Below are 25,848 nucleotides of genomic sequence, written 5' to 3'. Positions count from 1 at the left end.
TGTTCGAGTTCCTCTCATGATCTTATCCGGAGCTTTGCTCCCGTTCTTCGAATAAGACGCCGGGCAGCACGCCACTGCCCGGCGCCAAAGCGTCAGTTCAGGCGTTCCTGCTTGATGAACGCACCGTCCTTCATAATCAGCGGCATGTGCTGACCCTGGCGGGTCAGGAGCGACAGATCGACCAGCGGATCACCATCGACGACGATGAGGTCGGCGAAGGCGCCGGGGGTAACCGCACCGATCTGTCCCTCCATTCGCAGAAGCCGGGCGGCGACATGCGTCGCGCTGCCGATCACTTCGTGGGCCGGCAGGACGCGGCCTCGGATGACGAATTCTTCCGACTGATGCTTGTGCATGCCGCCCAGCAGGTCGCTGCCATAGGCCATGGCAAGGCCGGCGGCGCGCATGATTTCCAGCGATTCCATCCCGGACAGGCGGACATTGTCGATCTTCGCGACGGAGCCTTCCGGGAAGCCCATCGACACGCCTTCGCTCGACAGCTTGTCGTAGGTAACCAGGGTCGGCACGGCGATGGCGCCCATGGATGCCGCAAAAGCGGCGGTTTCCGACTGGATCAGGTTGCAGTGTTCCAGCGAATGAACCCCGCACTCGACCGCGCGGCGGATCGCCTCGTCGGTGTAGAGATGGGCCGAGACGTAGGTGCCGGCATTGGCCGCTTCCTCGACGATGGCGATGATTTCTTCGCGCGAAAAGCCCAGGAAATGAATTGGATCAGTCGGCGAAGCGACGCCGCCGTTTGCCATGATCTTGATGAACGTAGCGCCGCCCTTGATCTCTTCGCGGGCCGCTCTGCGCGCTTCTGGAACACCGTCGCATACGCGGCCGAGGGCGCCGAGCGAATGGCCCGTCTGCTCGACCGCACGGTCAATATAGGGGCCGCGGAAATCGCAGTGCCCACCCGTCTGGCTGAGCGCCTTGCCGCAAACGATGAGGCGGGGCGACGGCAGCGGGCACTCCTCGGCCGCCGCGACGAGGGCATGGGTCGCACCGCCGACATCGCGCACGGTGGTGAAGCCGCGATTGAGCATTTCGCCCATGATCTTGAATGCGCGGACCGTGACGAGTGCATCCGGTAGTAGGGCGTTCCTGCCGAGGTCGGCCATGGAAGCAATCACGTGCACGTGTGCATCGATAAGACCCGGCATCAGGGTCTTACCCTTGAGGTCGATTACTTCGGCGCTGCTGACCTTAATATTTTCCCCGACTTCGCGGATCGTATTTCCGTCGACCAGAACATCGACCGGCGCGGTCGCCTCGGGCGACGTTCCATCGACGATACGGGCATTGGTGAATAGAACTGTGGACACGTTGTCAAACTCCAGAAATGTTCATTCGGTCTCAACCGCGGTTGGTCCGGGAGGCATGGCTTATGCTTTGGTAGCAACCTCGGCGGATCCGGGTGCTTCGTCCCCGGCATCCGGCCGATGCTTTTTGTGCAAGCACGCCAAAGAGGGCGGGGAATTGGTCCCGTGCTGAAAGACGCAGGCTACGATTAGGCCTCCGAGTCGGGTGGATTGAGGGATGCCTTTTCGGCGGCGGGAAACAGACGACGAACCTCATCCTTCCAGAAGGCGAGCATTTGAGCGTAGTATTCCTGGTCGTCGCGCAGGATGGTCTGGGCGATCATGCCGCGAACGATGCACATCGTGGCATTCATGACGATGCGGGCATGGTCTTCGGGCACGCCCCTCTTGCGGGCAAGCGCGGACCAGATCGCGTCGAGGCCAGCATGGAAGCGCCGCACCACGGGTATCAGACGATCCTTGAAATCGGCGTTGTGCCGGGTTTCCGGCAGGTATTCCATGGTGACGTAAAACAATCGGTCCGACATGAACTGCCAGATGTAGTCGACGATCTCGTCGGTGGTGCCGCCGCGCTCCGCATAGTCTTCGGCGAAGGCGAACAGCTTCTGGTTCACCTCCTCCAGCATGGAGGCGATCGCATCGGTGAGGATTTCTTCCTTACTGGAGAAGTGATGGGTCATGGCGCCGCGAGACAGGCCGGCGACTGCGGCAATCTCAACCGTTGACGTGCGGGACAGGCCCTTTTCGTACATGACGTCGATCGTCGCCTTGCGGATGCGCGCAAGCGTTTCCGCGCTACGTTCGCCTTGCGTCCGGGTTTTCTTCTTTTCTACCAAGCGATGGTCCTGACCTACCGATATGGGATTGTCTTTTCGGTAAAAAACAGACGCGTTTGTTTTTTTCTATAAGGAGCGAATATTACAAACAGTCAAGTCTGTTTTTTAGAAAGGTGGTCTCACGACGAGGTTTGCCCGGGCTTGGACAAGTGGACGCTTCGCAACGGACAAGCAAGTCGCCCCCTCGCTCGCGCCGATGCCTGCGACAGGTCGGCCCATGCGCTGACGGAAGCGTCGCCATTCGTTTAAGGTCTATCCGACCATCCTCGGTTTAGACCGCGCGGCCTTGTAACCTGGCGAACTTCAGCGCGTATACCGAGCGTGGGCGCGCCTGTTTCCGGCTGCTGCGCACCCTGCGGGACCGCGCCGTCCTCATCAATCCTGGCCTCGAGCATCTTTCGATGGGCATACGCGGTGATTTCGAGCTCGCAAACGAAGAGGGCGCCAACGTCATTCGGGTCGGCCAGGCCATTTTCGGCGTAGGACCGGACGCGTTCTACTGGCCCGGCATCATCCCTACCGCTCAACCTGGAGATCGCTTAGACTAGCGCCGTGCCCGATCTGAGAGATAGGTGACACTTCGTACCGGAGACATGGGTAACACTTTTCGCTTTTTGCGGGAGGTGTTGATGCCGTGGAGAGAGACTTCGGTGATGGAGGAACGTCTCCGCTTTGTTGCCCGGCTTCTGGAGGGCGAAGGGATGAGCGAGGTTTGCCGGGATTTCGGCATCTCACGCAAGACCGGCTACAAGATATTCAACCGCTACAAGGACGATGGTCTGGAGGTATTGACGGACCGGTCGCGGCGGCCGGTGCGCTATGCCAACCAGTTGCCCGATCCCGTGGAAGCCATGATCGTGCGATTGAAGAAGGAGAAGCCGCATTGGGGTGCGCGCAAGATCCGGGGACTTCTGGTGCGCAAGCTTGCCGGCGATGTGCGGATCCCGGCCAGGAGCACGGTGCATGCGGTGCTAGATCGCCACGGCCTTGTGAACGAGGCCCGCAAGAGGAACCGGGCGAACAAGGCCGTGGGCACGGCGCTGTCGGACGCGACCGGTGCCAACGACCTGTGGTGTGCCGACTTCAAGGGCGAATTCAAGCTGGGAAACGGCCGTTATTGTTACCCCCTGACGGTGACGGACCAGGCGACTCGCTATCTGCTCGCCTGCGAGGCTTTCGAATCAACGCGCGAACAGGCCGTGCTCGAAGCTCGAGATTATGCCAAGTGTCGGACATCGTTCGCATAAAGGCTTGAACAATCGCGCGGAGAATTCCCATCAGCCAGTCCGGCGACGGGAACGGATCATGAAGCACTTCCAGTCACAGCGCCATTTGCAGCGCTTCGTCTCCATCCATGATCCGATTGCCAACCTGTTCCACATCCCCAGACACGACATCTCCTTCAGCCATCATCGCGAATTGCGTTCGGAGGGCATGAACCTGTGGGTGAAAATCGACCGAGCATGACCGACGAACTCGGCCGGCGTCATGGTCTGCGCTCGTTGCGGTTAGGTTTACGATGCTTTCTGGAGGGCGGTAGAGACCGCCACCGCGACGATGATTGTCACCAAGGCCGCGCCAGCACGGGAGCTGACTAAAAGCCCTCACGCCCCCATGTCACACGCATTTCAGGTTTCCAGCATCGCCGCGAGAATGAGCGCAGCAGATGCCGCGCCGGGGTCGATATGCCCGAGCGAACGCGCGCCCAGTTTCGCCGAACGGCCCCTGCGGCTCTCGAATGTCGCGGTCTCATTCCTGCCGGCGCGTGCGGCGTCCGTCGCAGCCTGCAAGACCGCGTTTTCGTCCGCGCCTTCGCCGGCGGCAAGGACCGCAGCCTCACCAGCCGGCACCCACGCGTCGAGCATGGTCTTGTCACCCGGCTTGGCACCGCCGCGCGATAGTATCCCGTCGCCCATACCCTTGACCCAGGCGGCCATGGCCGGGCCGTCGAGATTGAGCCGTTCGGAAACGGCCGCGCCGGCGCTTTGAAACGCACTGGCGTAAAGCGGTCCCGACGAAGCGCCGACCGCCGTCAGGAAGGCCTGGGCGATCACGTCGCAGGTCTCGGAGATCGTCGCATTCGCTTCCAGTTCGGAAAGAGCTGCGCTCACGGCCGTCCAGCCGATATCCATGGTGACGCCGTGGTCACCGTCGCCGATGACGCCGTCAAGCTCCGAAAGCCAGTCACGCTTCTCGCGGATGGCGGCCGCGACATTGGCCATCATCGAGCGGAACCGCTTCGGAGTGATGCTTCCCGCCGTCTGCAACAGCGTATGGTCCTGCTTGACGGCGGTCTTTTTCGCTTGCACCTGCCGCACGCTGCGTTTCGCACTCGCCTGCGGGGCCGGCTCCGTCGCGACCGTCAGCGCGGGCGTGCGGCACGGATGATCGAGAAGGCGTGTCAGCGTATCGTCAAGCTTGAGGATCGTGACGGAAGCGCCCGCCATTTCCAGCGAGGTCGCGTATTCACCGACCCAGCGGGCGTGGATGTGAATTCCCTTCTCTTCGAGAATATGGTGCACCCGGCGGAACAGCACGAACAGTTCGAGCTGCGTCGTTGCGCCGAGCCCGTTAACCAACACGGCGACACTGTCGCCGTTGTGAAGTTCCAGTTCCGCGAGGATCGGTTCCATCAGAATATCAACGACGGCATCCGCACTGGCAAGCGGCACGCGGCGCATACCCGGCTCGCCATGGATCCCCATGCCGATCTCCATATCCTCCGGCCCGATCTCGAAGTTCGGCGTGCCCGTCTGAGGCAATGAGCACGCTCCTAGAGCAACGCCCATGGAGCGGCACTTCTCATTGGCAAGTCGTGCCAGCGCTTCGACCTGCTCAAGCGGCTCTCCCAGGTCGGCAGCGGCACCCGCGCATTTAAAGACGAAGAAATCGCCGGCGACACCGCGGCGCTCTTCCCGCCGCGCGAAGGGCGCGGATGCAATGTCATCGGTCACGGCGACATGGCGAACCGGCGTTCCCTCGCCGGCCAGTTCCTCCGCCGCCATGGTGAAGTTCAGAACGTCGCCGGTGTAATTGCCGTAGAGGAATACGACGCCAGCGCCGCCATCGGCCGCGCGTCCGGCATCGAGGATCTGCTGCGGCGAGGGAGAGGCAAAGACATTGCCGACGGCCGCCGCATCGGCAAGGCCGCGACCGACATAGCCGGCAAAAGCCGGCTCGTGGCCTGATCCGCCCCCGATGACGATGCCAACCTTGCCGTCGCGCGGTCCGTTCCGCGCCACCACGGCCCGACCCGTCGGGCCCTCCACCGTCAGGAGGTCCGGCCAAGCGCCAACAAGCCCTTCAATGAATTCCGGGATGATATCGTCGGGCGCATTGATGAGCTTCTTGGTCTTTATCGTCATGGCGTTCTCCTCCTGCCGGACGCACTTCGTCCCTGACGGCAATTTATGGCCGCCCCTCAATTCTTGTCCGAAAGGGCCCTCAGGCCTGATGTTTGCCCGGCACCAACCGCTTGGCGGCAGCAACGGTGCGGCCAAGCCAAACATGTTCCATTTGCCGCGTGGCTTCCATATCGTCGGACTGCGGCAACCAATGTTCGAGTATGACGCTCATGTCGTCAGGGCAATGGGCAAGCGTTGCGAGGATTTCCTCGATCTCGGCCCTGCCTTCCGACAAGGGCGTGCCGTGGATGCGGAAACCGACACCATAGGGATCCGGCGTGATCTCGTAGTCCTTGAGATGCAGGTTGATCGTATAGGGCGCCAGCATCTTCACCGTGGTCATAGGCCATTCCCCGGCGCAGATGGAATTGGCAACGTCGAGGCAGACGCCAAGCGCGTCATCGGCCACAGCATCGAGAAGCTCGACCATGCGGGGAGACGGATAGTTGAAGTGGTTTTCGATGGCGAAACGCAGGCCGGCGCGCTTGCCGTCCGGAAGAAGTTCGCGGATTTGCGCGGCGAGTTCCGGCACGGGAATCAGCGCATCCTCGGCATCGAGCGCCACCCGCAGGATTTTCGAACCGATGCGCTCACCGATGGGAATATAGCGCGCGAGTTCTTCCGCATCGAAGGACTGCGTGCCGAGTTCCAGCGCCATGCCGTAGCTGTCGGCGCGCGCCCTGAGGGCAAGGTGTTCTTCAACGGTCAGCCGATCGAGCGGCAGGTTATCGGCATATTGCACAAGCGACAGGCCGTGCTGGTGTGCGATCTCCAGAACCTCCATCGCCGTCATCGGTTGTGCCGGCTGCAGACCCTTGATGCCGATCGACCAGCGAAAGGCGTAGCTTCCCAATCCCAGTTTCATGCATTCCTCCCCGGATGCGGGGCCGGCACATCAAAACGCGCCGGCCGGCAAGGTCAGTGAATGAGCGAGCCGCCGTTCACATCGACTTCAGAACCCGTGACATACGCGGAGAGATCCGAGGCGAGGAACAGCGCGCAGCCGGCGACGTCATCCGCCGTGCCGGCGCGGCCCATCGGAATGCCAAGCTTGATCTCTTCCAGCTTTTCCGGTGTCAGCATGCCGCCGGTGATGTCAGTGGCGATGAAGCCGGGGCAGATCGCGTTGACGCGGACATTGTCGGGTGCCAGTTCACGCGCCATCGCCTTGGTGAGGCCCAGCACGCCGGCCTTGGCGGCGGAGTAGTGCGGGCCGCCGAAGATGCCGCCGCCGCGTTGCGCGGAGACCGAGGACAGGTTCACGATCTTGCCTTCCTTGCGCGAGCGCATGTGCGGAATGACCGCCTGGCTGCAATAGAGCGTGCCGCGCAGGTTCACATCGAGCACCGCGTCGTAGTTCTTCGGCGCGATGTCCATGATCTTCAGCGGCTGGGTGATGCCGGCATTGTTGACAAGGATATCGATCTGACCCCACCTGGCGGCCAGCGCGTCGAAGACCTTCTTCACGCCTTCGAGATCGGTGACGTCGCACGCCATGCCGACATGCTGCGGACCGAGATCGGCGGCAGCCTCCCTCGCGGCGGCCTCATCGAGATCGAGGATCGCGACGGTCGCGCCGTGTTCGGCGAAAAGCTTTGCCGTCGCCTTGCCGAGACCGCGCTTGGATGCCGCGCCGGTGACGACGGCGAATTTGCCCTGAAGCAGAGCAGTAGCCATGAGGTTTCTCCCTTGATAGCCGCGCCCGGCCTTCTGCCGCGGCGCAAACTCGTTGAAAAATGTTCAGAGCCAGCCGCGGATCTGCGTGATCATGGCGGCAGTCGAGATGCCGTAACGATCGTGCAGTGTCGGAAGCGCGCCCGCATCGAGGAACTGGTCCGGCAGACCGATCATGCGGAAGGTGGGCGTTACGCCATTCGTTAGCAGCGTGGAGGCAACCGCCTCGCCGAGACCGCCGACCTTCGTGTGGTTTTCCGCCGTGACGACAAGACGGCCACCCTTGCCGGCTTCCGCAAGGATCGTCTCCGTGTCCAGCGGCTTGATCGTCGGGCAATGCAGCACGGCGGCCGAAATGCCCTGCGCTTCCAGTTCGACGGCGGCATCAAGCGCCCGCATCGTCATGAAGCCGGAGGCGATGACGAGCACGTCCTTGCCGTCCCGCAGAAGCTTGGCCTTGCCGAGCTCGAATTTGTAATCCGGGCAATGCTCGCGGATGACGGAGGGCACCTTGCCACGCGGCAGGCGCATATAGACCGGCCCTTCATGCGCCGTGATGGCGGGAACGGCTTCCATCACGTCGATGGCGTCGCACGGATCGACGATCGTCAGGTTGGGCAGGCCGCGGAAGATCGCGAGGTCCTCTGTCGCCTGGTGGCTCGGCCCGTAGCCGGTCGTCAGGCCCGGCAGGGCGCAGACGATCTTGACGGGCAGATATTCCTCCGCGATCGCCATGGCGATGAAATCATAGGCGCGGCGCGAGGCGAAGACGGCATAGGTGGTGGCGAAGGGAATGAAGCCCTCGCGCGCCATGCCGGCGGCGGCCGAGATCATCACCTGCTCGGCCATGCCCATCTGGTAGAACCGTTCGGGAAAAGCCTGGGCAAAGATATGAAGGTCGGTATATTTCGAAAGATCGGCGGTGAGGCCGACGACGCGGTCGTTCTTTTTCGCTTCCTCCACCAGCGCGTGGCCGAAGGGTGCTGAAACCGTCTCATAGCCTTCGGCCGCCAGCGAGGCGATCATCGCGGACGTGCGTCCGCCTTCGCCGGGCTTCGGCGGCGTGCGTGCTTCCCACTTCCGGTGCGGGTCGTATTTATGCGTGGCACTCATTGCGTGATCCTCCCTCATTCCGGCCGGTTCGCATCGAGAACGGCGAGCGCTTTCTGCCACTCGTCCGCCTCGACCCGCACGAAATGCGTGATCTCGCGCTCTTCGAGAAAGGGTACGCCCTTGCACATGATCGTGTCGCAGATGATGACGCGGGGCTTGGCGTCCTTGAGGTTGCGGGCCGCATCGAAGGCCGCGACGAGCGCGGCGATATCGTTGCCGTCCACGCGCTGGACATGCCAGCCGAAGGAGGCCCACTTGTCCGCGAGCGGCTCGGAACAAAGCATGTCCGTGGACTTGCCGTCCGCCTGTTGGTCGTTGAAATCGACTATGCAGACGAGATTGTCGAGCTTGTGATGGGCTGCCGACATCGCGGCTTCCCAGGTAGAGCCCTCACCGAGTTCGCCATCCGACATCAGATTGTAGACGAAGGCCGGGTTCTTCTTGGCCTTGAGGCCGAGCGCCATGCCGACGCCGATGCCCAGCCCCTGGCCAAGCGATCCGCCGGTTACTTCCATGCCGGGCGTGTAGGCTGCCATACCGGACATCGGCAGGCGGCTGTCATCGGTCCCGTAGGTTTCCAGCTCCTGCTCCGGCAGGATGCCGGCCTCTATCAACGCTGAATAAAGCGCGATGGCGTAATGGCCGATGGAAAGCAGAAAGCGGTCGCGGCCTTCCCATTCCGGTTCATCTGGCCGATAGGCAAGCGCGTGGAAGTAGGAAACGGAAAGAACATCGGCAATACCGAGCGCCTGCCCGACATAGCCCTGACCCTGCACCTCGCCCATTCGAACGGCCTTGCGGCGTATTTCCCAAGCGCGGCGCGCAAGGCTCATGTTCGACAGCGTCGCCGTCGTGGCCTGAATGGTCATGATTCCTCCCGTCTCGTCCGGCGCATCCCGGCGCCAACGAGCGACAGTACTGCCGCGGAAAAAAACAACCTTCAATTAAGTTATTCGAACAAGTTGTTTAGAAAAACTTAGATGACGCATCTCTCAAGATGAGCGAGCTTCATGGAAGCGGGCGAGGAGGACGTTCCGCTGCATGATCTGGTCAGTCGCCGTCGCCACTCTTGCGGCATATCGACTGTCGCAGGATCACGCAGTGTCGGAGGCTTCCCTTTCGCGTATACAACCCACGCCTTAGGGAGGAGTGACATGAAATTTCGCCATCTATTGACAGCCGTTGCCTTTGCGTTCTGCGCCAGCACGGCAAGTGCCCAGACATTCCAGCTGTCTCACAATGCAGGCGCCGGCAATCCGAAGGATGTTGCCTCGCTGAAGTTCTCCGAGATCGTCAAGGAAAAGTCGGGCGGCCGCCTTCAGGTTGACGTCGGCGGTGCCGCGCAGTTCGGCGACGACGCCGAGACCATCACCAACATGCGCCTTGGCACCATTGCCTTTTCGGCAAACTCGCAGGGCACCACCTCTGCTGTCGTACCTGAGATTGCACTCTTGGGCCTGCCCTTCCTGTTCCAGAACCTCGAGCAGGCCGAAGCCGTCATGGACGGCCCGGTCGGCGACAAGATTGCCGCCGCCGCCGAAGCGCAGGGCCTGGTCGTCCTTGGATGGTGGAACAACGGCATTCGTGAAGTGTCCAATTCCAAGAAGCCGATCGTGGCACCGGAAGACCTGAAGGGCATGAAAATCCGCACGCCGCCGGATCCGATGACAATCGACATTTTCGAAGCGCTCGGCGCCTCGCCGACTCCCATGGCTTTCTCCGAGCTTTACATCGCGCTCCAGCAGGGCGTGGTCGATGGTCAGGAAAATCCGCTGATCAACATTTATTCGTCGAAGCTGCATGAAGTGCAGCCCTTCATCTCGATGAGCAACCACAAGTACGAGGCGACCCCCTTCCTGGCTTCGAAGATTGTCTTTGATGGCCTCTCCGCCGAAGACCAGGAAATCGTCCGCGCTGCCGCCAAGGAAGCCGGAGATCTGAACCGAAAGATGGTACGCGACCAGTCGAACGAGCTGCGCGCCACGCTTGAGGCAGCCGGCATCAAGTTCAACGAGGTCGATCCCGCACCTTTCGTTGCGGCCACGCAGCCGGTCTATGAAAAGTGGCGTGCCCAGTATCCGGAACTCGTCGATGAACTCATCGCAGCGGCCAAGGAAGCCGCCCAGTGATGACGGCGGCTCCTGTTCGGGCAACTGATGGCAAGGCGGGTTCTCCCGTCTTGCACATCGCCAATCTGGCCGGGCGCACGCTCGATCAGATTGCAATCGTCATCGCCGTCTCCGCCGTCGTCGTCATCTTCCTGGCGCTGATGGCGGAAGTCGTCGTTCGCTATTTCACCTCTGCCGGACTCGGCTGGCCGAACGAAGTGCCCAACCTGCTCTTCCCGTGGCTGATCATGGGCGGCATCGTCGTCGGCGCCCAGCGCGGTGCCCACATCGCGGCCGAAGCGCTACGCTCCATGCTGGACGCGGCGAAGCTGCGCCTTCTGCTGATGGGCATCAATCTGCTCGTGGCCATTTCGTTCGCCTATCTCGCCTGGCTTTCCCTGCAGGTAATCCAGATCACCAAGGTCCAGGTCTTTCCCATGACCGGACTTGGCCAAGCCTGGGCGTACAGTTCTCTTCTCTTCGGCTTCGGCGGCATCGCGCTGGCGGCCGGCGTCAATCTCATTCGGGTGGCCTACGCAGCGGATCCGCGCCTTGTCCACCAGACGGAAACGGAGCATATGACATGACAGCCGTCATGACCGGCATTTTCGCCGTCCTTCTGGCCCTGTCCGTCCCTGTCGGCTATGCGCTGATCATCGCCGCCGGTACGGCCATTCTATTCCATGGCGGAACGCCCACGGTGCTCGCCGTTGTCAAGCTGTTCCAGCCGACTCAGAGCTTCCCGCTGCTGGCCATTCCCTTCTTCATTTTGTCCGGCTCGCTGATGATGTCGGGCACGCTCGGCCAGAAGCTCGTGCAGTTCGCAGCCGCTCTCGTCGGCCGCTTCCATGGCGGTATGGGCCAGGTCACCGTCGTCGGCTCCACCATCTTCGGTGGCGTCTCCGGGTCCGCAGTGGCGGAGGCATCAGCGCTCGGTTCCATGCTGATCCCGTGGCAGAAGCGCGAGGGCTATCCGGCCGGTTTTGCCGCCGCCGTCACAGCCTCGTCCTCGACGATCGCGGGCCTCATTCCGCCGTCGATTCCGCTCATCCTCTATTCCACCGTCTCCAATGCCTCCATCGCAGCATTGTTCTCGGCCGCTGTTCTGCCCGGCCTGATGCTCGCCGCCGGTATGATGCTGGTCTGCTACCTGTCCGGCCGCATCCGTAATTTTCCGCGGCTCACCGACCAGACGCATCTGCGCTCCGTCGGCAAATCGATACTTTCTGCCTTACCCGCGCTGCTGATGCCGTTCTTCATCGTCGTGCTGCTGCGCGCCGGCATAGCCACGCCGACCGAGGTCAGCGTCATCGCGGTGTTCTATGCGCTTGTTGTCAGCCTCATTGTCTACCGCGACCTGACCTGGGCGCGCCTCCATGAGGCCCTGGTGGGCACCGTGATTACCACCGGCATCGTCATGCTGGTCATTACCGCCTCCAGCCTGGTCGGCCACGTTCTCATCACCGAGCGTGTTCCAACGATTGTGGCGCAGTGGGCGCAGGACACACTGGTCAATGCTATTCTGATCATCCTCATGATGAACATCATCATGCTCGTGGTCGGCATGTTCCTAGACCTGCCGGCGGCGATCCTGTTGCTGGGGCCGACCTTCGTTGCAATCGGCCACGCAATCGGCATGGACCCAATCCAGCTCGGCGTGATGGTGTGCATAAACCTCTCGATCGGCCTCTTCACGCCGCCCATCGGCACCACGCTGTTCATCGGCGCGGCCATAGCCCGCGTGCCGATCGGCGCCGTCGTCAAGGAGCTCTGGCCCTTCTATCTCGTCGCCTTCATCGTGCTGATACTGATGTCATACGTTCCGGCACTCACAATCTATTGAGGACAGCATGACCAAGACCATCGCCTTCGTCGGGCTGGGCTCCATGGGCCTGCCCATGGCCACCAACCTGGCCAAGGCCGGATACGCCGTCCATGGCTTCGACACGCGGCCGCAAGCCATGGACGCGCTTGCCGCAGCTGGCGGGGTCCGCTCCGAAAGCCTCGCATCGGCCTGCCTGCATGCCGATGTTCTAATCCTCATGGTGGTCAACGCCGCCCAGGCGCGGACCGTGCTAATCGAGGCCGGAGCGATCGCCGCGCTTCCCGCAGGCGCGCATGTCTGCCTCATGGCGACCTGCCCGCCGGACGAGGTCACGGCGCTGGAAACCGAGGTCCGGGCAGGTGGCAAGCGCCTCGTCGACTGCCCCGTCTCCGGCGGTGTCGTTGGCGCGAAGGCCGCGACCCTGACCATCATGGTCGGCGCGCCGAAGGAGGACTTCGACGCCGTCGCGCCGATCCTTCGCGCCATGGGCGACAAGCTCTACCATTGCGGCCAAAAGGTCGGACAGGGCGCGGTCGTCAAGGCGATCAACCAGCTTCTCTGCGGAGTTCACCTGGCCGCGGCGGGTGAAGCCATGGCGCTGGGCGAAAAGGCCGGCGTCGATGTTGCCACTCTTCTGGAGATCGTCTCCGGCTCGGCGGCCTCGAGCTGGATGCTGAAGGACCGGGGCCCGCGCATGCTGATGGAAACTCCACCGGTAACGAGCGCTGTCGATATCTTCGTCAAGGATCTCGGCATCGCCCTTTCCGCCGGGCGTTCCGCGGGCATGGGACTGCCGCTGGCAGCCGCCGCGCATCAGATGTTCCTGGCAGAAAGCGGCAGCGGAAACGGTCTGGCCGACGACAGCCAGGTCGTCACTGCCTACCGGCGCCTCAACGGCATCTCTTGACATCGACGGCACGCCGCCGCCCATTGGCGAACGGCGTGCCGGATCGTCCCCGGCACGGCCCCCTATCGTGCGGAGACCGGCGTGGCCATCAATCCCAATCTGAACTCGCTTGCCTATTTCGAGGCCGTCGCCCGCACCGGGCGCGTGTCGCTGGCCGCCGCAGAACTCGGCGTCTCCGCCGCCGCCGTCAGCCAGCAGCTCAAGCAGCTTGAGGAGCAATGGGGTGTGCGTCTCTTTCGCCGCAAGGACCGGCGCCTAACGCTGACGCTCGATGGCGAGATGCTCTTCCAGGCTACCACGAATGCCTTCCGCATGATCCGGGGCGCGCGCGCCGTCGTCCTGCGCCAGCGCAACAGCTGGCAACTGACCGTGCGCTCCAGCCCGAGTTTCGCCGTTCGATGGCTGACGCCCCGACTGAAACATTTTCTGGATGCCAATCCCGACTGGGGCGTGCGTGTCGATGCAACGCCGGATTTCTCCGACTTCGAAACGGAGGCGATCGATCTCGACATGCGCTACGGCGCTGGCGCGTGGGAGGGCCTGCACACCGAATGCATCATCAACGACTTCTTCCTGCCAATGTGCAGCCCGGGCTATCGCGATGCGCTCGCCGCGCTCAACAGCGATCCGGCCGGCCTGCTCGCCAATGCGCGGCTGATCCACTCGGTGAAAACGCTTTACCAATGGGATGCGTGGCTGCTGGTTCACGGAATAGACCCGCCACTGGAACAGGCACCGCTGCGTTTCGACCGATCCTCGATGGCGATCCAGCTGGCGCGCGACGGCGCCGGTGTCGTACTCGATTCCGCGACGTTGGCCCAGGAGGACCTTGAGCGAGGAACGCTCGTGCCGCTGTCGACCACCTTCGAAGTCGTCGAATTTCCGGCCTACTGGATCGCCTGCCCGCCTCGCCACGTCAACCGGCGCACCGTTCGGATCTTCTCCGACTGGATCCGCGAACAGGGCCGCATTTTCGACCGGCAGGCCCGCACCTTGCTGACAGAGCTGGGCTGCCGGATCCGGTTCGCCACCGACGACGAACCGGTCCTTCGATAACGAGGCCGCTCTCTTTCCTGCGCTCACAACGCGAAAAGCAACATTTGCACGTCAGTAGATCGTGAAAGCCGGGACGTAGGAAATCAAGCCGAGTACGGTCGCAGCGACAAGATAGAAAGGCCAGAGCTCTTTGACGACGGCGCCGATCGGCACGCGGGCGATGGCCGCGCCGATGAACAGCGTGGTGCCGATGGGCGGCGTGAACAGACCGATCGAGAGGTTTATGCACACCATCACGCCGAGCTGGATTGGGTCCATGCCGATCGCCTGCCCGATAGCCACGAAGGTCGGTCCCAGCAAAAGGATCGCCGCCGGCAGGTCGAGAAACATGCCGACCACCAGCATGATGATATTCATCATGAGGATGATCAGAATCATCGTGCCCAGCGTCTGTTGCGCCCATTGCGCCACCATGGTGGGAACACGCTCGGTGATGAGCACGTGGCCGACCAGGCTGGACGCGGTGATGACAAGCATGACGATGCCCGTCGTGACAACCGTTCCGACCAGCGCGGCATAGATGCTCTTGAAAGTCACGTCGCGATAGACAACGGCGCTGACGACAAGCGCATAGAACACCGCAATGACGCTGACCTCGGTCGGCGTGGCGATGCCGGCGCGAAGCAAAAGAACGATGAACAGCGGCATGGCGAGCGCTGGAAGAGCCGAAACGAGCAGCTTGCCGAACGGCGGGAACTGCGAGCGTTCGGTGAGCCGCGGGAAATTGCGGATACGACCCGACAGGTTGCAGACCACCATCATGCCGGCGGCGAGCATCAGGCCGGGCAGGATGCCGGCGGTGAACAGTGCTGCGATGGAGACGTTGGCGACGGTTGAATAGAGAATGAGGGGGATCGATGGCGGAATGAGACCGGCGATCGTCGCCGAGGACGCGGTGACGGCGGCGGCAAAACCCGCCGGATAGCCCTCGCGCTTCTGCCAGGGGATCAGCATGGAACCGAGCGCCGAGGCTTCCGCTACGGCGGAGCCGGAGACACCACCGAATATGGTCGAGCCGACGACGGTCACCTGGCCCATGCCGCCATGGAAGCGGCCGACGAGAGCCGCGGCAAGCTGGACCAGCCTCTGACCGAGCGTGCCGGACATCATCAGCGAGCCGGCGAGGATGAAGAAGGGGATGGCAAGCAGGGGGAAGCTCTGGGTCGGCTGAAACAGCTTGACGACGGCAAGCACCGTCGGCGTTCCGCCATGCCACAGGATGGCACTGCCGGAGGCGATGATAAGGGCGTATCCGACCGGCATGGATAGCGCCAGAAGGACCGCGAAGATGGCGAGCATGATCGCAGTCATGGTGCGTGCTCCGGATCGGATTGGTTCAGGGATTGCGGGTCCTGCGCGAAGGCGACCCGGACGGTGTTGACCAGCGAGGCGAGCGCGATACCGCCGAAGCCGAAGAGCAGGGCCGAATAGGCCCAGGCCTGGCCCAGGCCCGTCATCGGGAAAACCTGGGCCTTGGTGATGGCGATGACCTGGAGCGAGAGCCAAGCGAGATAAGCGAAGGCGATGGCGACGAGTACATGCAGCAGCATGAGAAGCTTGCGCAGTTGCTCGGTGCTTAGAAAGCTACGGATGGCCTCGGCGGCGATATGGGTTCCCCGCTGTGCACCGATGACGATGCCGCCCATGACGAGCCATGGGAAGAGCAGGTTTGGCACCTCGTTGGGCCAGCCGAGGCCGGCCGAGGTGAAGTAGCGCACGACGACCTCGGCCATCAACGCCAGAAAGATGGCAACGATGGAGCCGACGGAGATCACGATGGCGGCGTAGTCGATGACGAGACCGGCCATGTTGGAGACGCGCAAGGCGGGCGGACCCGCCTTGACGTCATAGAGGGGGAAACTGGCCCGTCCCATTACTTCGCCGCTGCCTGCTTGGCAGCCGACACCAGCTCGTCGACGAGCTCCGGATACTGCGCCCGCCACTTGTCATACACGGGCTGCGTCGCCTCAACGAACGGTGCAGGATCCACATCGTTGAAAGTCACGCCGGCTTCCTGCAGCTTGCCATAGAGTTCCTCGCTCTGCTGGCGAACCATCTGACGGTTCAGCTGACCCGCTTCGACAGCGGCTTTGCGAATGATGTCCTGATCCGCCGGCGAGAGCGAATCGAAAACGATCTTCGAGGCCAGGAACGGCACGGATTCAAACTTGTGGTTGGTGCGGCTGATATAGGGCTGAACCTCGTAGAGCTTCGAGGAATAGATATTGATCAGCGGGTTCTCCTGACCGTCGACCACCTTCTGCTGGAGCGCGATATAAAGCTCGGAGAAGGCCATGGGGGTCGGCGACGCGCCGAGCGCCTCGAAGATGTCGATGGTTATCGGGTCCGGCGGCGTGCGGATCTTCATACCGGCGAGATCGCCCGGAGCGAGGATCGGCTTGCTGGAATTCGACGTCTCGCGGATGCCATTGTTCCACCACGCGAGAATGTAGATGCCTTGCTTTTCTGCCGCTGCGGCGATCTTGTCGCCGACCGGGCCATCCATCACGGCCTCCGCCTGCTCGAGGCTTTGAAACAGAAACGGAAGGCCCAGAAGACCGATCTCCGGCACCGCTCCAGACGTTGCACCCTGTGCATTGGCCGAGAAGGCTATGGTGCCGAGGCGAATGTTCGTCACGCTTTCGGCATCGTCACCGAACTGCGAGCTGGTGCCGACATCGACGGTGATACGCCCCTCCGTGCGCTCCTTGACGAGTTCGGCGAATTTCAGGGACGCGGTGTCCTTGGGATTGCCGGCGGCCGCACTGTGTGAAATCTGGAATTGTTGCGCGGCAGCGGAACTGGCGCACAACGAGACGACCAGAGCTGCGACGATATTGCGAACTTTCATGACTATCCTCCACTTGTTGTCACGATCGGCACAGTGTTTCGGGCTCCCCACCCGAACATTGGGCCAAGCAAAGGCAACACAGACCCGGGCGCACCTGATCGACAGGTGTCGCTGGCGTGATACCAATCTGGCTTGGTTGAACAGACGCTCCCGTTTCAGGGAACGCCGATCAGATCGCTCCCCTCCTGGGAACGAACCGATCCTTGTGCTGCATTCAGATTGCGGTTGCCATCTGCGGCGCGGCCCCTCGTTTCCGTACCCGCCACTGAGTTTTAATCATGAACACCTCCCCTACCGTCTCTATATCTGAAGCAGCAGCTTCTTTAGGATCTCTCGCACGAGATGGCGGTGATCCTGGCAAAGCTTGCGCGCCTTCTCACTGTCACCGGCGGCGATGGCCGCGATGATCAACCGGTGCTCCCGGACGGAATTCGCCCGGTCGACATAGATCGGGCTGACGAATGACAGCACCGATTTCATCTGGTCGCGGACCGAGTAATAGCTGCTGGCGATCAGCGCATTCTCGGACATGTCGAAGATGATCTGGTGAAACTGCCCGTCCAGTTCCGCCCAAATCCGCGCCTGATCGCGGTCCAGGTTCTCCTCCATCCTGTCGACCAGCGGCTTCAGCAGCGCTTCCAGTTCCTGTCCGTCGACATCGCCGGCGGCAACGCGTTCGGCCAGCAGATACCCCGCCATGCCGTCGAGCGCCTCGACCAGTTCGTACCCCTTGATGAGGTCCTGGACTGTGAAATGGCGCACGAAGGTCCCGGAGCGCGGAATGACCTCCACCAGCCCGTCCGCCTCCAGCCGCTTGATGGCGTCGCGCACCGGCGTGATGCTCATCTCGAATTCACTGGCGATGCGGTGAATGTCGAGGGGAGCCGACGGACGCAGACCACCATTGATGATCCTGTCCCGCAGCGTTTCATACGCCTTGTCGGAATAGTTTCGCGTCATCGCCTTCCCTCTGGACACCGCAGGGCCTCTTCACATGAGTTCGCTATATACCCTCGCTATATCCTGCGCCGAAAGCGGAACATAGTTGTTCACCAGCAATCGCTGCTGGGTTTCGATCACCTTGTCGGCGTATCGGCCGGCGTCGCCCGCAGTCATGCCGTATTCGCCGAGCCGCCTTGTCGGCACCACTGCGGCAAGGAGCGCATCGAGCGCATCGAACGGATTGCCGCCGTCGCTCACGCCCACGACATCCTCGATCAGGCGTGCGATGTCGCCGATCTTTCCATCCGGAGCCTTCTCGTAGTAGATCTTGAAGACCGGCGGCAGGAACAGGCGTGTCGCCTCGCCGTGCGGCACGTGATGCGCGCTGCCGAAATGCATCGCGATGGCGTGAACGCCGCCGGCGAGCACGTTTGCCAGTGCGATGCCCGCCATGTTGCTGGCGGTCAGATAGGCCTTGGCATCCTGCTGGATCACGGAGCGCCCATGTTGCACGATGCGCATGTAGCCCTGCAGGATGGCCCGGATGGCCGCCATGCAGAACATGTCCGTATACGCGCTGGCGCGCGGCGCCAGGTAGATCTCCAGCGCATGCACGAGCGCATCGGCCGAAGACGTCGCGAAGACGTGATAAGGGATTTTCGACAGGAGTTCGTCGATCAGGACGGCATGGTCCGCAAAACCCGCATCGAAACCCTTGCCGATCTTGCTGCCGATGGACGGGAAGTCGAAGACCGAGACACAGGTGACTTCGCAACCCGTACCGCATGTCGTCGGGATCAGCACGAGGCCAGCCTTGCGGCCCGGCTGCACGCCGGCCGCAAAAAGCCCTGCCACGGTCTTATCCGAATCCAAGGCCAGAACCTTCGCGCAGTCCAGGATGGAGCCGCCGCCGATCGCGATGAGACGATCGAAACCGAGCTTGCGAACGGCGCGCAGCATGTCGTCAACGGCGACATCCGTCGGCTCGCCGCCGCAGAAGTCGTCGTAGAACAGGATCTGCGCCGGCGTATCCTGCATGAAGGCCTCGTGCAGGACGCGTTGCGTGAAGATCAGGTCCCGTTCCGTGACGGCATGGGCTTCGGTGAAGGCCGCGAAGGTGTCATAGCCATGAAGCTGTGGGCGAACAGCGAACTTCATCGTCGTTCAGGCTCCCGCAGCGATGCGCACGGCGGCGATCTTCCCCAACAGGGCACCATAGATGGCCTGATCATCCGGCGCTGAACGGTCAAGCGGCTCGGCGATGCGCGTCGTGTTGTAATAGTGCTTCTGAGTGACGTTTTCGGATACCGAGTTGCCGCCCCAGCTGCCGCAGCCGAGCGAGAAGGTCTTGGCCAGCCCATTGGACCAGCTGCCCGAATTCGCGACACCATGCGGCTGGCGCACGATGACCCGCGACGTCTTCGTTTCGAGGCCGAGCCTCAGGATGCGCTCGGGATCGTTGGAATGGATGCCGCAGGAATGGCCCGAGCCGGAATAGCCGGTGATGGCGTTGACCCGCGCGATGGCGTCGTCGAAGGCATCATACTTGTAGCAGGTCAGGACGAGGCTGAGCTTTTCGCCGGAGAACGGATAGTCGGCACCGGCTCCCTGCTCTTCCACCACAATGAACTTGCGGTCCGCCGGCACGGCGATACCGGCAAGGGCCGCGATTTCTCCGACAGGGCGGGCAACGACCTTGCGCGAGACATGGCCGTTTTCCCAGAGCACGGCCTGAAGCTTCGCCTTCTCTTCGGCCGTAGCGATATAGGCCCCCTCCTTTTCCAGCGCACGCAGGAAGCCGTCATAGACCGAAGCCTGGACAATGATGGAGTTTTCGGCCGAGCAGCCGGAGGCGTTGTCGCCGGTCTTGCCGATCCTGATCTTGGATGCGGTTTCCGCGAGATCGACCGTCTCGTCGATGATCACGGCGGCATTGCCGACGCCGACGCCGTAGGCCGGCTTGCCTGAAGAATAGGCCGCCGCCACCATATCGCCAGAGCCCGTCGCCATGGTGACGTCGCACTGAGCCATGAGTTCGGCGGCGAGCGCCTTGGACGGCTGAGCGATGCATTGGACCAGATCTTCCGGGGCATCGAGTGCGCGAAGCACCTGACGAATGACATCCACGACGAAGATGGTGGTCTTCTTGCTCGCCGGATGCGGCGCGCAGATCACGGCGTTGCGGGCGCGAATGCCCAGAACGGACTTGAAGATCGGCGTCGCTTCGCAATTGGTGCTCGGCACGAGCGCCGCGATAACCCCATAGGGCTTGGCGATGGTGATGATGCCGCTTTCCTCGTCGCGGTCGATCACGCCGACGGTCTTTTCCTTGCGGATATCGTGAAAGATCGCCGGCATCTTGTGGGTGAGCTTGGCGCGCTTGCTTTCGACAAGGCCCATCTTCGTCTCGTCATAGGCCATTTCGGCAATCGTCGCCGCCAGTTCGGGGCGTGACAGATGGTAGACGATGGCGCCGGCGATCAGGTCGACCTGCTCCTGGCTGTAGCCGTTCAGGATGGCCTGCGCCCTGCGCGCCCGGTCAACGAGTTCTGCGATGTGGATTTGGTCTGCGGACTGAGACATTGTTCCTCCAGGCCGCGGTCACGGCCACATGCTGTACGCTGTGATGCATCAGGTAAGGCATCACCGAAACCTATACGATGATCAAAAGGGCAATTCAACTACAATATTTTATCTGATGTATCAGTTCTCATTTTTATTGATGCATTTCGTCGTCCATGATAACCGGCATCACGAGCGATAACGGAGGAACAACGATGACGGAGAAGAAAGACCGGGTGGAAATCAATGAAGTGGTCCTGCGCGACGGCTTCCAGAACGAGCCGGATTTCGTTCCCACCGAAGACAAGATCCGCCTTGCGGACGGCCTGTCGCGCACGGGTATCCGGCGCCTCGAGGTGTCATCCTTCGTCTCGCCGAAAGCGATCCCGAACCTGCGCGACGCGGCCGATGTTTTGCGGGGCATCGAGCGCGTGCCGGGCGTGCGCTACACCGCGCTCGTGCCGAATGTACGCGGCGCCGAGCGCGCCCTGGAAAGCGTCTTGGACGAGGTGAACCTCGTCATGTCCATTGGAGAAAAACACAATCTCGCGAATATGCGCATGACCTGCGACCAGTCGCTGGCCCAGTTCCGGGAGATCATGACCGTGATCGCGGGGAGCGGCATCTTCGTGAACGGCACTATCGCCACGACATTCGGCTGCCCATTCGAGGGTCGCCAGCCGGTGGAACGGGTGCTGTGGGCAATCGATACCTATCGCGAAATGGGCATCGAGGGCATCACCATCGCCGATACGATCGGCGTCGCCAATCCCCGTCAGGTCGGCGAACTCACGGCGACGATCTTCCGGCATCACCCCGACCTGCCGTTGACGCTGCACCTGCACAACACGAGGGACCTGGGGCTCGCCAACGCACTTGCCGCCTATGATGCCGGCATCCGAAGCTTCGATTCTGCACTTGGCGGCATCGGCGGCTGCCCCTATGCTCCCGGCGCGACGGGCAATGTCTGCACAGAGGATCTTGTGCACATGTTCCACAATTGCGGCATAGACACCGGCGTCAATCTTTCAGCGCTGATCGGGCTTTCAGGAGAGCTTCCCGCGCTTCTGGGTCACGGCACGCCCGGCTATGTCGTGAAGGCCGGCACCAGCGATCGCGTCTACGCCTAGGCGCTGGCGGCTCTCGCCGCGCCAATCAGCCCGGATAGTGCAGCACCGTCAGTCCGCCATCCGCGGTGAGGCAGGTGGCGTTGATTGCCGGCGATCAACCGCTACAAGATCATGATGAATGCCGCCGACCTGATCGACAAGCGACTGGACACCATCGCCCGCGTCCTGACCATGGAGAACGGCAAGCCGCTCGACGAGGCGAAGGGCGAGGTCCCCTTCTCGGCGGAGACGGCGCGCTGGTACGCCGAGGAAGGCAAGCGCGCCTATGGACGCATCGTGCCCGGCCGCGTACCGGGGCAACGCCAGATGGTCTACAAGGAACCGGTGGGCGTGGTCGTCGCCTTCGCCGCCGGCATGGCCGCCAAGGCCGCCGCGCTGAAGCTGGGTAACGGGCTCGATGCCGACACGCAGATGGGACCGATGATTGCGCCGCGACCCTGCGACGCCAGCCAGTCGCTGGTGGACGACGCCGTCGCCAAGGGCGCCAAGCTGCTCGCCGGCGGCCATCGCATCAACCGGGCGGGCAACTTCTACGCCCCGACGGGTCTCGCTGACGTCCCGGAAGATGCCCGAACCATGTCGGAGAAGCCCTTCGACTCCGTCGCCTCCATCGTGTCGTTCTCGACTTTCGAAGAGGTTATCGCCCGGGCGAACGCCCTGCCCTACGGCATTGCCTCCCTCGTCTTCACCGAGGTCGGCGCAACAGCGCGTGAGGCGGAAATGGCGCTGGAGGCCGGGCTTGTCAGCGTCAACCACACTATGATCTCCACCCCCGAGACGCCGTTCGGCGGCGTCAACGAGTCCAGTTTCGGTTCCGAAAGCGGCATCGAGGGACGGGAGGCGTTCCAGCGCACCAAGTTCGTTTCAGAACTGTTTTGACATCGCGACGAGGCCCAGCAAAGATGACCGACAAGACAACGCCGAAGATCCTGATCGTCGACCTGGTGGGCCTCGCCCCCGGACCGGACGGCCGACCCGACCATTCCGCCGTCAAGGCGCATGTCGAGGCCCGCGGCGGCGCCTTCCATGAAGGCTCCGCCCGCGGACTGCCCGCCCCGGAAGCCGGGCGCCCGCATTTCTACTACCTGCCCATGCTGTCCACCGAGGCCGAGCTTCTGGCCGAGGCCGGGGACGGCCTCTACGATGCGGTGATCGCGGCGGCGACCTTCCTACCGAAGGACACGCGCTTCGATCTCGGCGGCGTGCGGATCGGCTCGGGGACTGGCAACATGGGCTCCGCCAGCTGGGGAGGCGTCGACGGGCGGGGCGGCATCGCACCCCTGATGAACACGCCGGGCATCAACGCCCGCGCCACCGCACAGATGGTCATGAAAGCGCTGCTGCGGGTCCGCCCTGCCCTGCCGGTCGACGAGATGAACGCCCTGGTGGCGGCCGGTCGCTTCGATACCGGCCGCGATCTCGTGCGATTTCCGACGGCCAAGCTGGAAGGCCAGGTCTTCGCGGTGATCGGCTACGGCAATATCGGGCGGGAAGTGGCGAAACTCGCGCGCGCCTTCGGCATGACGGTGCGCATCCATGCCCGCTCCCACCATCGCAAGTGGATCGAGAGCGAAGGCTTCCACTATGCCGCCACGCCGCGTGAGGCGGCAAACGGCGCCGACGTGCTTTCCGTGCATATTGGCCTCGGCCCGCTAAGTGAGAACGGCTACGCAAATGCCGGTCTCGTCGGCGAGGAGGTGCTGTCGGCGCTCGCCACGGGCGCCGTCGTGATCAACTACGATCGCGGCGAGCTGATTGATGTACCGGCACTTTCTGCGGCGCTTTCGTCCGGCCGCGTCGCCCACGCCGCCATCGACGCGGACCTTTTCCAGGAACCCACGCAGGGCACCCTGACGGGTCCGATGGTCCCCTATCTGTCGCTCCTGCCGTCGCACGCGGAAAAACTGTCGCTCCTGCCGCATGCCGCCGCCGACACCGATCACCCGACCCGCGTTTCCGGCGCCATCCAGGCCGTGGATCAGATCCTCGATGCTATTCAGACGGGGGTCACGCGCAACCTGAAAGGCGACCTGCCTGCAGGATACAGCGATGGTGGTACGAACTCGCCGACCGGCACTGGTGAAAGCCGGCTGGAAACGCTTCGCTCGGACGCCGCGCGGGTCGAAGCGCTTCGCACCGCCGGTCGTGCCTTCTTGCTGGCGCTCAACAGCCTGGTTGACGAGGGCGCTGCGACGGTCGGCGAACAATTCCTGCTCGACAGCAACCTGCTTGCCACGATGCTGCGCGCGGAAAGCCTGGAAGGCCCCTACAAGGGTTGACGGCAAGCCAGCTCGTATGGCTTCAATCAGGCTGACGGGGGCATCCGAAACGGATCGCGTCAGATGACCTTGCCCGGGTTGAGGATACCCTTCGGGTCGAGTGCGCCTTTCAGGAGGCGCATAGTCGCGAGCTCGGCAGGGGAGCGCGAGTAATGCAGATAATCGCGAATGGCGACGCCGATGCCGTGTTCGGCGGAAATCGATCCGCCATAGCGGGCAATGAGCGCGTAGGCGAGCGGCCGAAGCTGATCTTTGCTATCCCGCGTGGGCAGGCCGGTCGAGAGGTGCAGGTTGCCATCACCGAGAGGACCTAGAACATGCAACCCGAGATGGCCGGCCACTTCTTCATCCAGACGAGGCTGCACGTCGTTGAAGAAGTCCTCCATGCTCGTAACGGGAAGAGAGACGTCGAAGTCGATCATCACCTCGAAAAGCTGCATTTCGGTTTCAGAATCTTCGCGGATCTTCCAGAGTTCGGAACGCTGGCGCGACAAGGTCGCGATCACGGCATCGGCGATGAGCCCGCCCTCGAGCGCCTGACTGACAATCCGCTCGAAAAGCCCGGCTTCCTGCTTGGGATCGAAGTCTTCGGATCCGCAGAGGATGCATTATGAAACTTAGCGACGCGGTGTACGGACACCGGCATGGGGCAGCCGGTCTACGACCGTTGGTGCCGCTAGCTAACCACACCAGAAGTCAAGGTTTCGGTTTCCATCCGGTGACCAAGTCGGTCGTGTTCGACACCCAGAATTTTGGCGGCCTGTCGGAATGTAGTCTTCAATACAACGCGTCAGATTCGGCCAAGAAGGGTATCACGCGGCTAGCGTTGAACTCTCCGATCGCACAAATGCGCGGCAGCTGTTCTTCGGGTTTCCATGGGCGTCAAATCTCAACTACCGCATGCGAAGCTGGCGGCGCAATCAATGGACACTACGGCCGTGATCCAATCGTGAAAATCTACACCACGATCACCGATCGCTATGCGCCGCTTCATCAGAAGGTCATCGCTGGCACGGCCGGCGAAGCCATTCATGCGTTGGACGGCATTCTCGGCCATGAAAGCAGTGAGTATCAGCGCACCTCATGTCGATGTCGGCGGCGTCTCTGACACCGTCTTTGCAATCGCAGCGCTGCTGGGTCACTCGTTCGAGCCTCGTATTCCACGCCTGTCGGACCGCAAACTCTATGCATTCGAGCCGAATTCGAGCTACAGATGCCTGCCGCCTCTGTTTGGCCATCGCCTCGACGCTCGCCTGATTGTCGCTCACGCCGATGAAATCGGCAAGGTAGTCCGGGCACTCGCCGACAAGGTGGTCACACGTCCGCTCATCCTGAAGAAGATGTCCGCCTACCGGCAGCGGAACGGTCTGGCGACGGCCTTGCGCGAAATCGGGCGCATCGAACGCACTCTCTTCACCTTACGCTTGGTTTGAGGATCCCGCTCTCCGGCAACTCGTCACCGCTGAACTCAACAAGGGCGAAGCACGAAACACCCCTGCCCGCCCCGTCGCCTTCCATCGCCTGGGCGCTTCCGGACCGGAGCCATGAAAATCACGCGAGCCGGGCCGCAGCCCTCAATCTTGTCACGACCGCTATCGTTCTCTTCAACTGCCGGTATCTCGGACGGATCACCGAGGTCAAGCGCCGGCAAGGCAGGCCATCCGATGAAAAGATGATTTCCAAACTGTTGCCGTTGGGCTGGGACCATATCAATGTTACCGGCGATTATGTGTGATCTGACGCCCTTGAGGTCGACGAAGAAGGCTTCCTGCGGATCAGGCTGGCACCATCCTGAGCCGAAGATAGCCTACCGTAATCTGTGTCCCAATAATGTAC

General features: G+C 62.4%; 23 protein-coding genes and 3 pseudogenes. 12 read left to right on the top strand and 14 right to left on the bottom strand.

What is annotated here, in order from left to right:
* Positions 1-92: 92 nt before the first annotated feature.
* Positions 93-1,328, bottom strand: a complete 1,236-nt coding sequence (locus HV823_RS09240; RefSeq protein ID WP_176949411.1) for an amidohydrolase family protein — start codon at positions 1,326-1,328, stop codon at positions 93-95.
* Positions 1,329-1,513: 185 nt separating this feature from the next.
* Positions 1,514-2,161 (bottom strand): TetR/AcrR family transcriptional regulator, encoded by a 648-nt coding sequence (locus HV823_RS09235; protein ID WP_210270737.1) that lies wholly within the window; start codon positions 2,159-2,161, stop codon positions 1,514-1,516.
* Positions 2,162-2,790: 629 nt separating this feature from the next.
* On the opposite strand from HV823_RS09235, the pseudogene HV823_RS09230 reads away from it, so the two are divergent.
* Together HV823_RS09230 and HV823_RS09225 are read left to right on the top strand one after the other, a co-directional pair.
* A pseudogene (locus HV823_RS09230) lies at positions 2,791-3,372 on the top strand (helix-turn-helix domain-containing protein); the annotation flags it as partial.
* Positions 3,373-3,388: 16 nt separating this feature from the next.
* A pseudogene (locus HV823_RS09225) lies at positions 3,389-3,628 on the top strand (DDE-type integrase/transposase/recombinase); the annotation flags it as partial.
* 161 nt (positions 3,629-3,789) lie between these two features.
* On the opposite strand, the gene dhaL reads toward HV823_RS09225, so the two are convergent.
* The 5 genes from dhaL to HV823_RS09200 form a co-directional block, all read right to left on the bottom strand.
* On the bottom strand, positions 3,790-5,526 hold the full coding sequence (gene dhaL / locus HV823_RS09220) for a dihydroxyacetone kinase subunit DhaL (RefSeq protein ID WP_176949410.1): 1,737 nt from the start codon (positions 5,524-5,526) through the stop codon (positions 3,790-3,792).
* 79 nt (positions 5,527-5,605) lie between these two features.
* Positions 5,606-6,430, bottom strand: a complete 825-nt coding sequence (locus tag HV823_RS09215; protein ID WP_176949409.1) for a sugar phosphate isomerase/epimerase family protein — start codon at positions 6,428-6,430, stop codon at positions 5,606-5,608.
* A gap of 53 nt (positions 6,431-6,483) precedes the next feature.
* The gene (locus tag HV823_RS09210; protein WP_176949408.1) at positions 6,484-7,242 is read right to left on the bottom strand and encodes an SDR family NAD(P)-dependent oxidoreductase; all 759 of its coding nucleotides are present in this window, start codon (positions 7,240-7,242) and stop codon (positions 6,484-6,486) included.
* A gap of 63 nt (positions 7,243-7,305) precedes the next feature.
* Positions 7,306-8,352 (bottom strand): transketolase family protein, encoded by a 1,047-nt coding sequence (locus tag HV823_RS09205; RefSeq protein ID WP_176949407.1) that lies wholly within the window; start codon positions 8,350-8,352, stop codon positions 7,306-7,308.
* Between the two features lie 14 nt (positions 8,353-8,366).
* The gene (locus tag HV823_RS09200; RefSeq protein ID WP_176949406.1) at positions 8,367-9,221 is read right to left on the bottom strand and encodes a transketolase; all 855 of its coding nucleotides are present in this window, start codon (positions 9,219-9,221) and stop codon (positions 8,367-8,369) included.
* Positions 9,222-9,506: 285 nt separating this feature from the next.
* On the opposite strand from HV823_RS09200, the gene HV823_RS09195 reads away from it, so the two are divergent.
* From HV823_RS09195 to HV823_RS09175, 5 genes are all read left to right on the top strand, one after another.
* Positions 9,507-10,481: a TRAP transporter substrate-binding protein gene (locus HV823_RS09195; RefSeq protein ID WP_176949405.1), complete on the top strand. Its 975-nt coding sequence runs from the start codon at positions 9,507-9,509 to the stop codon at positions 10,479-10,481.
* Positions 10,481-11,047 (top strand): TRAP transporter small permease, encoded by a 567-nt coding sequence (locus tag HV823_RS09190; RefSeq protein WP_176949404.1) that lies wholly within the window; start codon positions 10,481-10,483, stop codon positions 11,045-11,047. Before HV823_RS09195 ends, HV823_RS09190 begins: the two co-directional genes overlap by 1 nt.
* On the top strand, positions 11,044-12,303 hold the full coding sequence (locus HV823_RS09185; RefSeq protein ID WP_176949403.1) for a TRAP transporter large permease: 1,260 nt from the start codon (positions 11,044-11,046) through the stop codon (positions 12,301-12,303). Before HV823_RS09190 ends, HV823_RS09185 begins: the two co-directional genes overlap by 4 nt.
* 7 nt (positions 12,304-12,310) lie before the next feature.
* The gene (locus HV823_RS09180) at positions 12,311-13,192 is read left to right on the top strand and encodes an NAD(P)-dependent oxidoreductase (RefSeq protein ID WP_176949402.1); all 882 of its coding nucleotides are present in this window, start codon (positions 12,311-12,313) and stop codon (positions 13,190-13,192) included.
* Positions 13,193-13,273: 81 nt separating this feature from the next.
* Positions 13,274-14,248, top strand: a complete 975-nt coding sequence (locus HV823_RS09175) for a LysR substrate-binding domain-containing protein (RefSeq protein WP_176949401.1) — start codon at positions 13,274-13,276, stop codon at positions 14,246-14,248.
* A 51-nt stretch (positions 14,249-14,299) separates the two neighbouring features.
* On the opposite strand, the gene HV823_RS09170 is transcribed toward HV823_RS09175, so the two are convergent.
* The 6 genes from HV823_RS09170 to HV823_RS09145 form a co-directional block, all read right to left on the bottom strand.
* A complete protein-coding gene (locus HV823_RS09170; protein ID WP_176949400.1) occupies positions 14,300-15,559 on the bottom strand; it encodes a TRAP transporter large permease in 1,260 nt (419 codons plus the stop codon).
* Positions 15,556-16,122, bottom strand: a complete 567-nt coding sequence (locus HV823_RS09165) for a TRAP transporter small permease (protein ID WP_176949399.1) — start codon at positions 16,120-16,122, stop codon at positions 15,556-15,558. The genes HV823_RS09170 and HV823_RS09165 overlap by 4 nt, the downstream gene beginning before the upstream one ends.
* Positions 16,122-17,099, bottom strand: a complete 978-nt coding sequence (locus HV823_RS09160) for a TRAP transporter substrate-binding protein (RefSeq protein WP_176949398.1) — start codon at positions 17,097-17,099, stop codon at positions 16,122-16,124. Before HV823_RS09160 ends, HV823_RS09165 begins: the two co-directional genes overlap by 1 nt.
* A 300-nt stretch (positions 17,100-17,399) precedes the next feature.
* Positions 17,400-18,059 carry a GntR family transcriptional regulator gene (locus HV823_RS09155; RefSeq protein ID WP_176949397.1) on the bottom strand — a complete coding sequence of 220 codons (660 nt, stop codon included), beginning with the start codon at positions 18,057-18,059 and terminating at the stop codon, positions 17,400-17,402.
* A gap of 30 nt (positions 18,060-18,089) precedes the next feature.
* Positions 18,090-19,199 carry an iron-containing alcohol dehydrogenase gene (locus HV823_RS09150; protein WP_176949396.1) on the bottom strand — a complete coding sequence of 370 codons (1,110 nt, stop codon included), beginning with the start codon at positions 19,197-19,199 and terminating at the stop codon, positions 18,090-18,092.
* A gap of 6 nt (positions 19,200-19,205) precedes the next feature.
* Positions 19,206-20,624: an aldehyde dehydrogenase family protein gene (locus HV823_RS09145; protein WP_176949395.1), complete on the bottom strand. Its 1,419-nt coding sequence runs from the start codon at positions 20,622-20,624 to the stop codon at positions 19,206-19,208.
* Positions 20,625-20,818: 194 nt separating this feature from the next.
* Here HV823_RS09145 and HV823_RS09140 point away from each other — a divergent pair, with 194 nt between their 5' ends.
* The 3 genes from HV823_RS09140 (at position 20,819) to HV823_RS09130 (ending at position 24,012) form a co-directional block, all read left to right on the top strand.
* Positions 20,819-21,733: a hydroxymethylglutaryl-CoA lyase gene (locus HV823_RS09140; protein WP_176949394.1), complete on the top strand. Its 915-nt coding sequence runs from the start codon at positions 20,819-20,821 to the stop codon at positions 21,731-21,733.
* 84 nt (positions 21,734-21,817) lie between these two features.
* Complete coding sequence (locus tag HV823_RS09135) at positions 21,818-22,612, top strand: aldehyde dehydrogenase family protein (RefSeq protein WP_246300983.1); 795 nt, start codon at positions 21,818-21,820, stop codon at positions 22,610-22,612.
* Positions 22,613-22,635: 23 nt separating this feature from the next.
* Positions 22,636-24,012 carry an NAD(P)-dependent oxidoreductase gene (locus tag HV823_RS09130; RefSeq protein WP_176949393.1) on the top strand — a complete coding sequence of 459 codons (1,377 nt, stop codon included), beginning with the start codon at positions 22,636-22,638 and terminating at the stop codon, positions 24,010-24,012.
* Positions 24,013-24,071: 59 nt separating this feature from the next.
* Here HV823_RS09130 and HV823_RS09125 read toward each other — a convergent pair whose 3' ends face one another.
* Positions 24,072-24,617 carry an FAD-linked oxidase C-terminal domain-containing protein gene (locus tag HV823_RS09125; RefSeq protein WP_176949454.1) on the bottom strand — a complete coding sequence of 182 codons (546 nt, stop codon included), beginning with the start codon at positions 24,615-24,617 and terminating at the stop codon, positions 24,072-24,074.
* A gap of 5 nt (positions 24,618-24,622) precedes the next feature.
* On the opposite strand from HV823_RS09125, the pseudogene HV823_RS27345 reads away from it, so the two are divergent.
* Both HV823_RS27345 and HV823_RS27045 read left to right on the top strand, forming a co-directional pair.
* Positions 24,623-25,445: pseudogene (locus tag HV823_RS27345) on the top strand (Tn3 family transposase).
* Positions 25,442-25,747, top strand: a complete 306-nt coding sequence (locus HV823_RS27045) for a Tn3 family transposase (RefSeq protein ID WP_281374061.1) — start codon at positions 25,442-25,444, stop codon at positions 25,745-25,747. The pseudogene HV823_RS27345 and the gene HV823_RS27045 overlap by 4 nt, the downstream one beginning before the upstream one ends.
* The last annotated feature ends 101 nt before the right edge of the window (positions 25,748-25,848 follow it).

The sequence above is a fragment of the Mycoplana rhizolycopersici genome (genome assembly GCF_013378445.1).
In the GTDB taxonomy this organism is placed as follows: Bacteria; Pseudomonadota; Alphaproteobacteria; order Rhizobiales; family Rhizobiaceae; genus Mycoplana; species Mycoplana rhizolycopersici.
Note: the sequence above shows the minus strand (reverse complement) of the source record. Positions and strands in the feature narration are given on the sequence as shown.

Bases quoted from the DNA above. Each gene is read 5' to 3' on its own strand.
- dhaL (WP_176949410.1), bottom strand. From the start codon at position 5,526: ATGACGATAAAGACCAAGAAGCTCATCAATGCGCCCGACGATATCATC.
- HV823_RS09215 (WP_176949409.1), bottom strand. From the start codon at position 6,430: ATGAAACTGGGATTGGGAAGCTACGCCTTTCGCTGGTCGATCGGCATC.
- HV823_RS09210 (WP_176949408.1), bottom strand. From the start codon at position 7,242: ATGGCTACTGCTCTGCTTCAGGGCAAATTCGCCGTCGTCACCGGCGCG.
- HV823_RS09205 (WP_176949407.1), bottom strand. From the start codon at position 8,352: ATGAGTGCCACGCATAAATACGACCCGCACCGGAAGTGGGAAGCACGC.
- HV823_RS09200 (WP_176949406.1), bottom strand. From the start codon at position 9,221: ATGACCATTCAGGCCACGACGGCGACGCTGTCGAACATGAGCCTTGCG.
- HV823_RS09195 (WP_176949405.1), top strand. From the start codon at position 9,507: ATGAAATTTCGCCATCTATTGACAGCCGTTGCCTTTGCGTTCTGCGCC.
- HV823_RS09190 (WP_176949404.1), top strand. From the start codon at position 10,481: ATGACGGCGGCTCCTGTTCGGGCAACTGATGGCAAGGCGGGTTCTCCC.
- HV823_RS09185 (WP_176949403.1), top strand. From the start codon at position 11,044: ATGACAGCCGTCATGACCGGCATTTTCGCCGTCCTTCTGGCCCTGTCC.
- HV823_RS09180 (WP_176949402.1), top strand. From the start codon at position 12,311: ATGACCAAGACCATCGCCTTCGTCGGGCTGGGCTCCATGGGCCTGCCC.
- HV823_RS09170 (WP_176949400.1), bottom strand. From the start codon at position 15,559: ATGACTGCGATCATGCTCGCCATCTTCGCGGTCCTTCTGGCGCTATCC.
- HV823_RS09165 (WP_176949399.1), bottom strand. From the start codon at position 16,122: ATGGGACGGGCCAGTTTCCCCCTCTATGACGTCAAGGCGGGTCCGCCC.
- HV823_RS09160 (WP_176949398.1), bottom strand. From the start codon at position 17,099: ATGAAAGTTCGCAATATCGTCGCAGCTCTGGTCGTCTCGTTGTGCGCC.
- HV823_RS09155 (WP_176949397.1), bottom strand. From the start codon at position 18,059: ATGACGCGAAACTATTCCGACAAGGCGTATGAAACGCTGCGGGACAGG.
- HV823_RS09150 (WP_176949396.1), bottom strand. From the start codon at position 19,199: ATGAAGTTCGCTGTTCGCCCACAGCTTCATGGCTATGACACCTTCGCG.
- HV823_RS09145 (WP_176949395.1), bottom strand. From the start codon at position 20,624: ATGTCTCAGTCCGCAGACCAAATCCACATCGCAGAACTCGTTGACCGG.
- HV823_RS09140 (WP_176949394.1), top strand. From the start codon at position 20,819: ATGACGGAGAAGAAAGACCGGGTGGAAATCAATGAAGTGGTCCTGCGC.
- HV823_RS09130 (WP_176949393.1), top strand. From the start codon at position 22,636: ATGACCGACAAGACAACGCCGAAGATCCTGATCGTCGACCTGGTGGGC.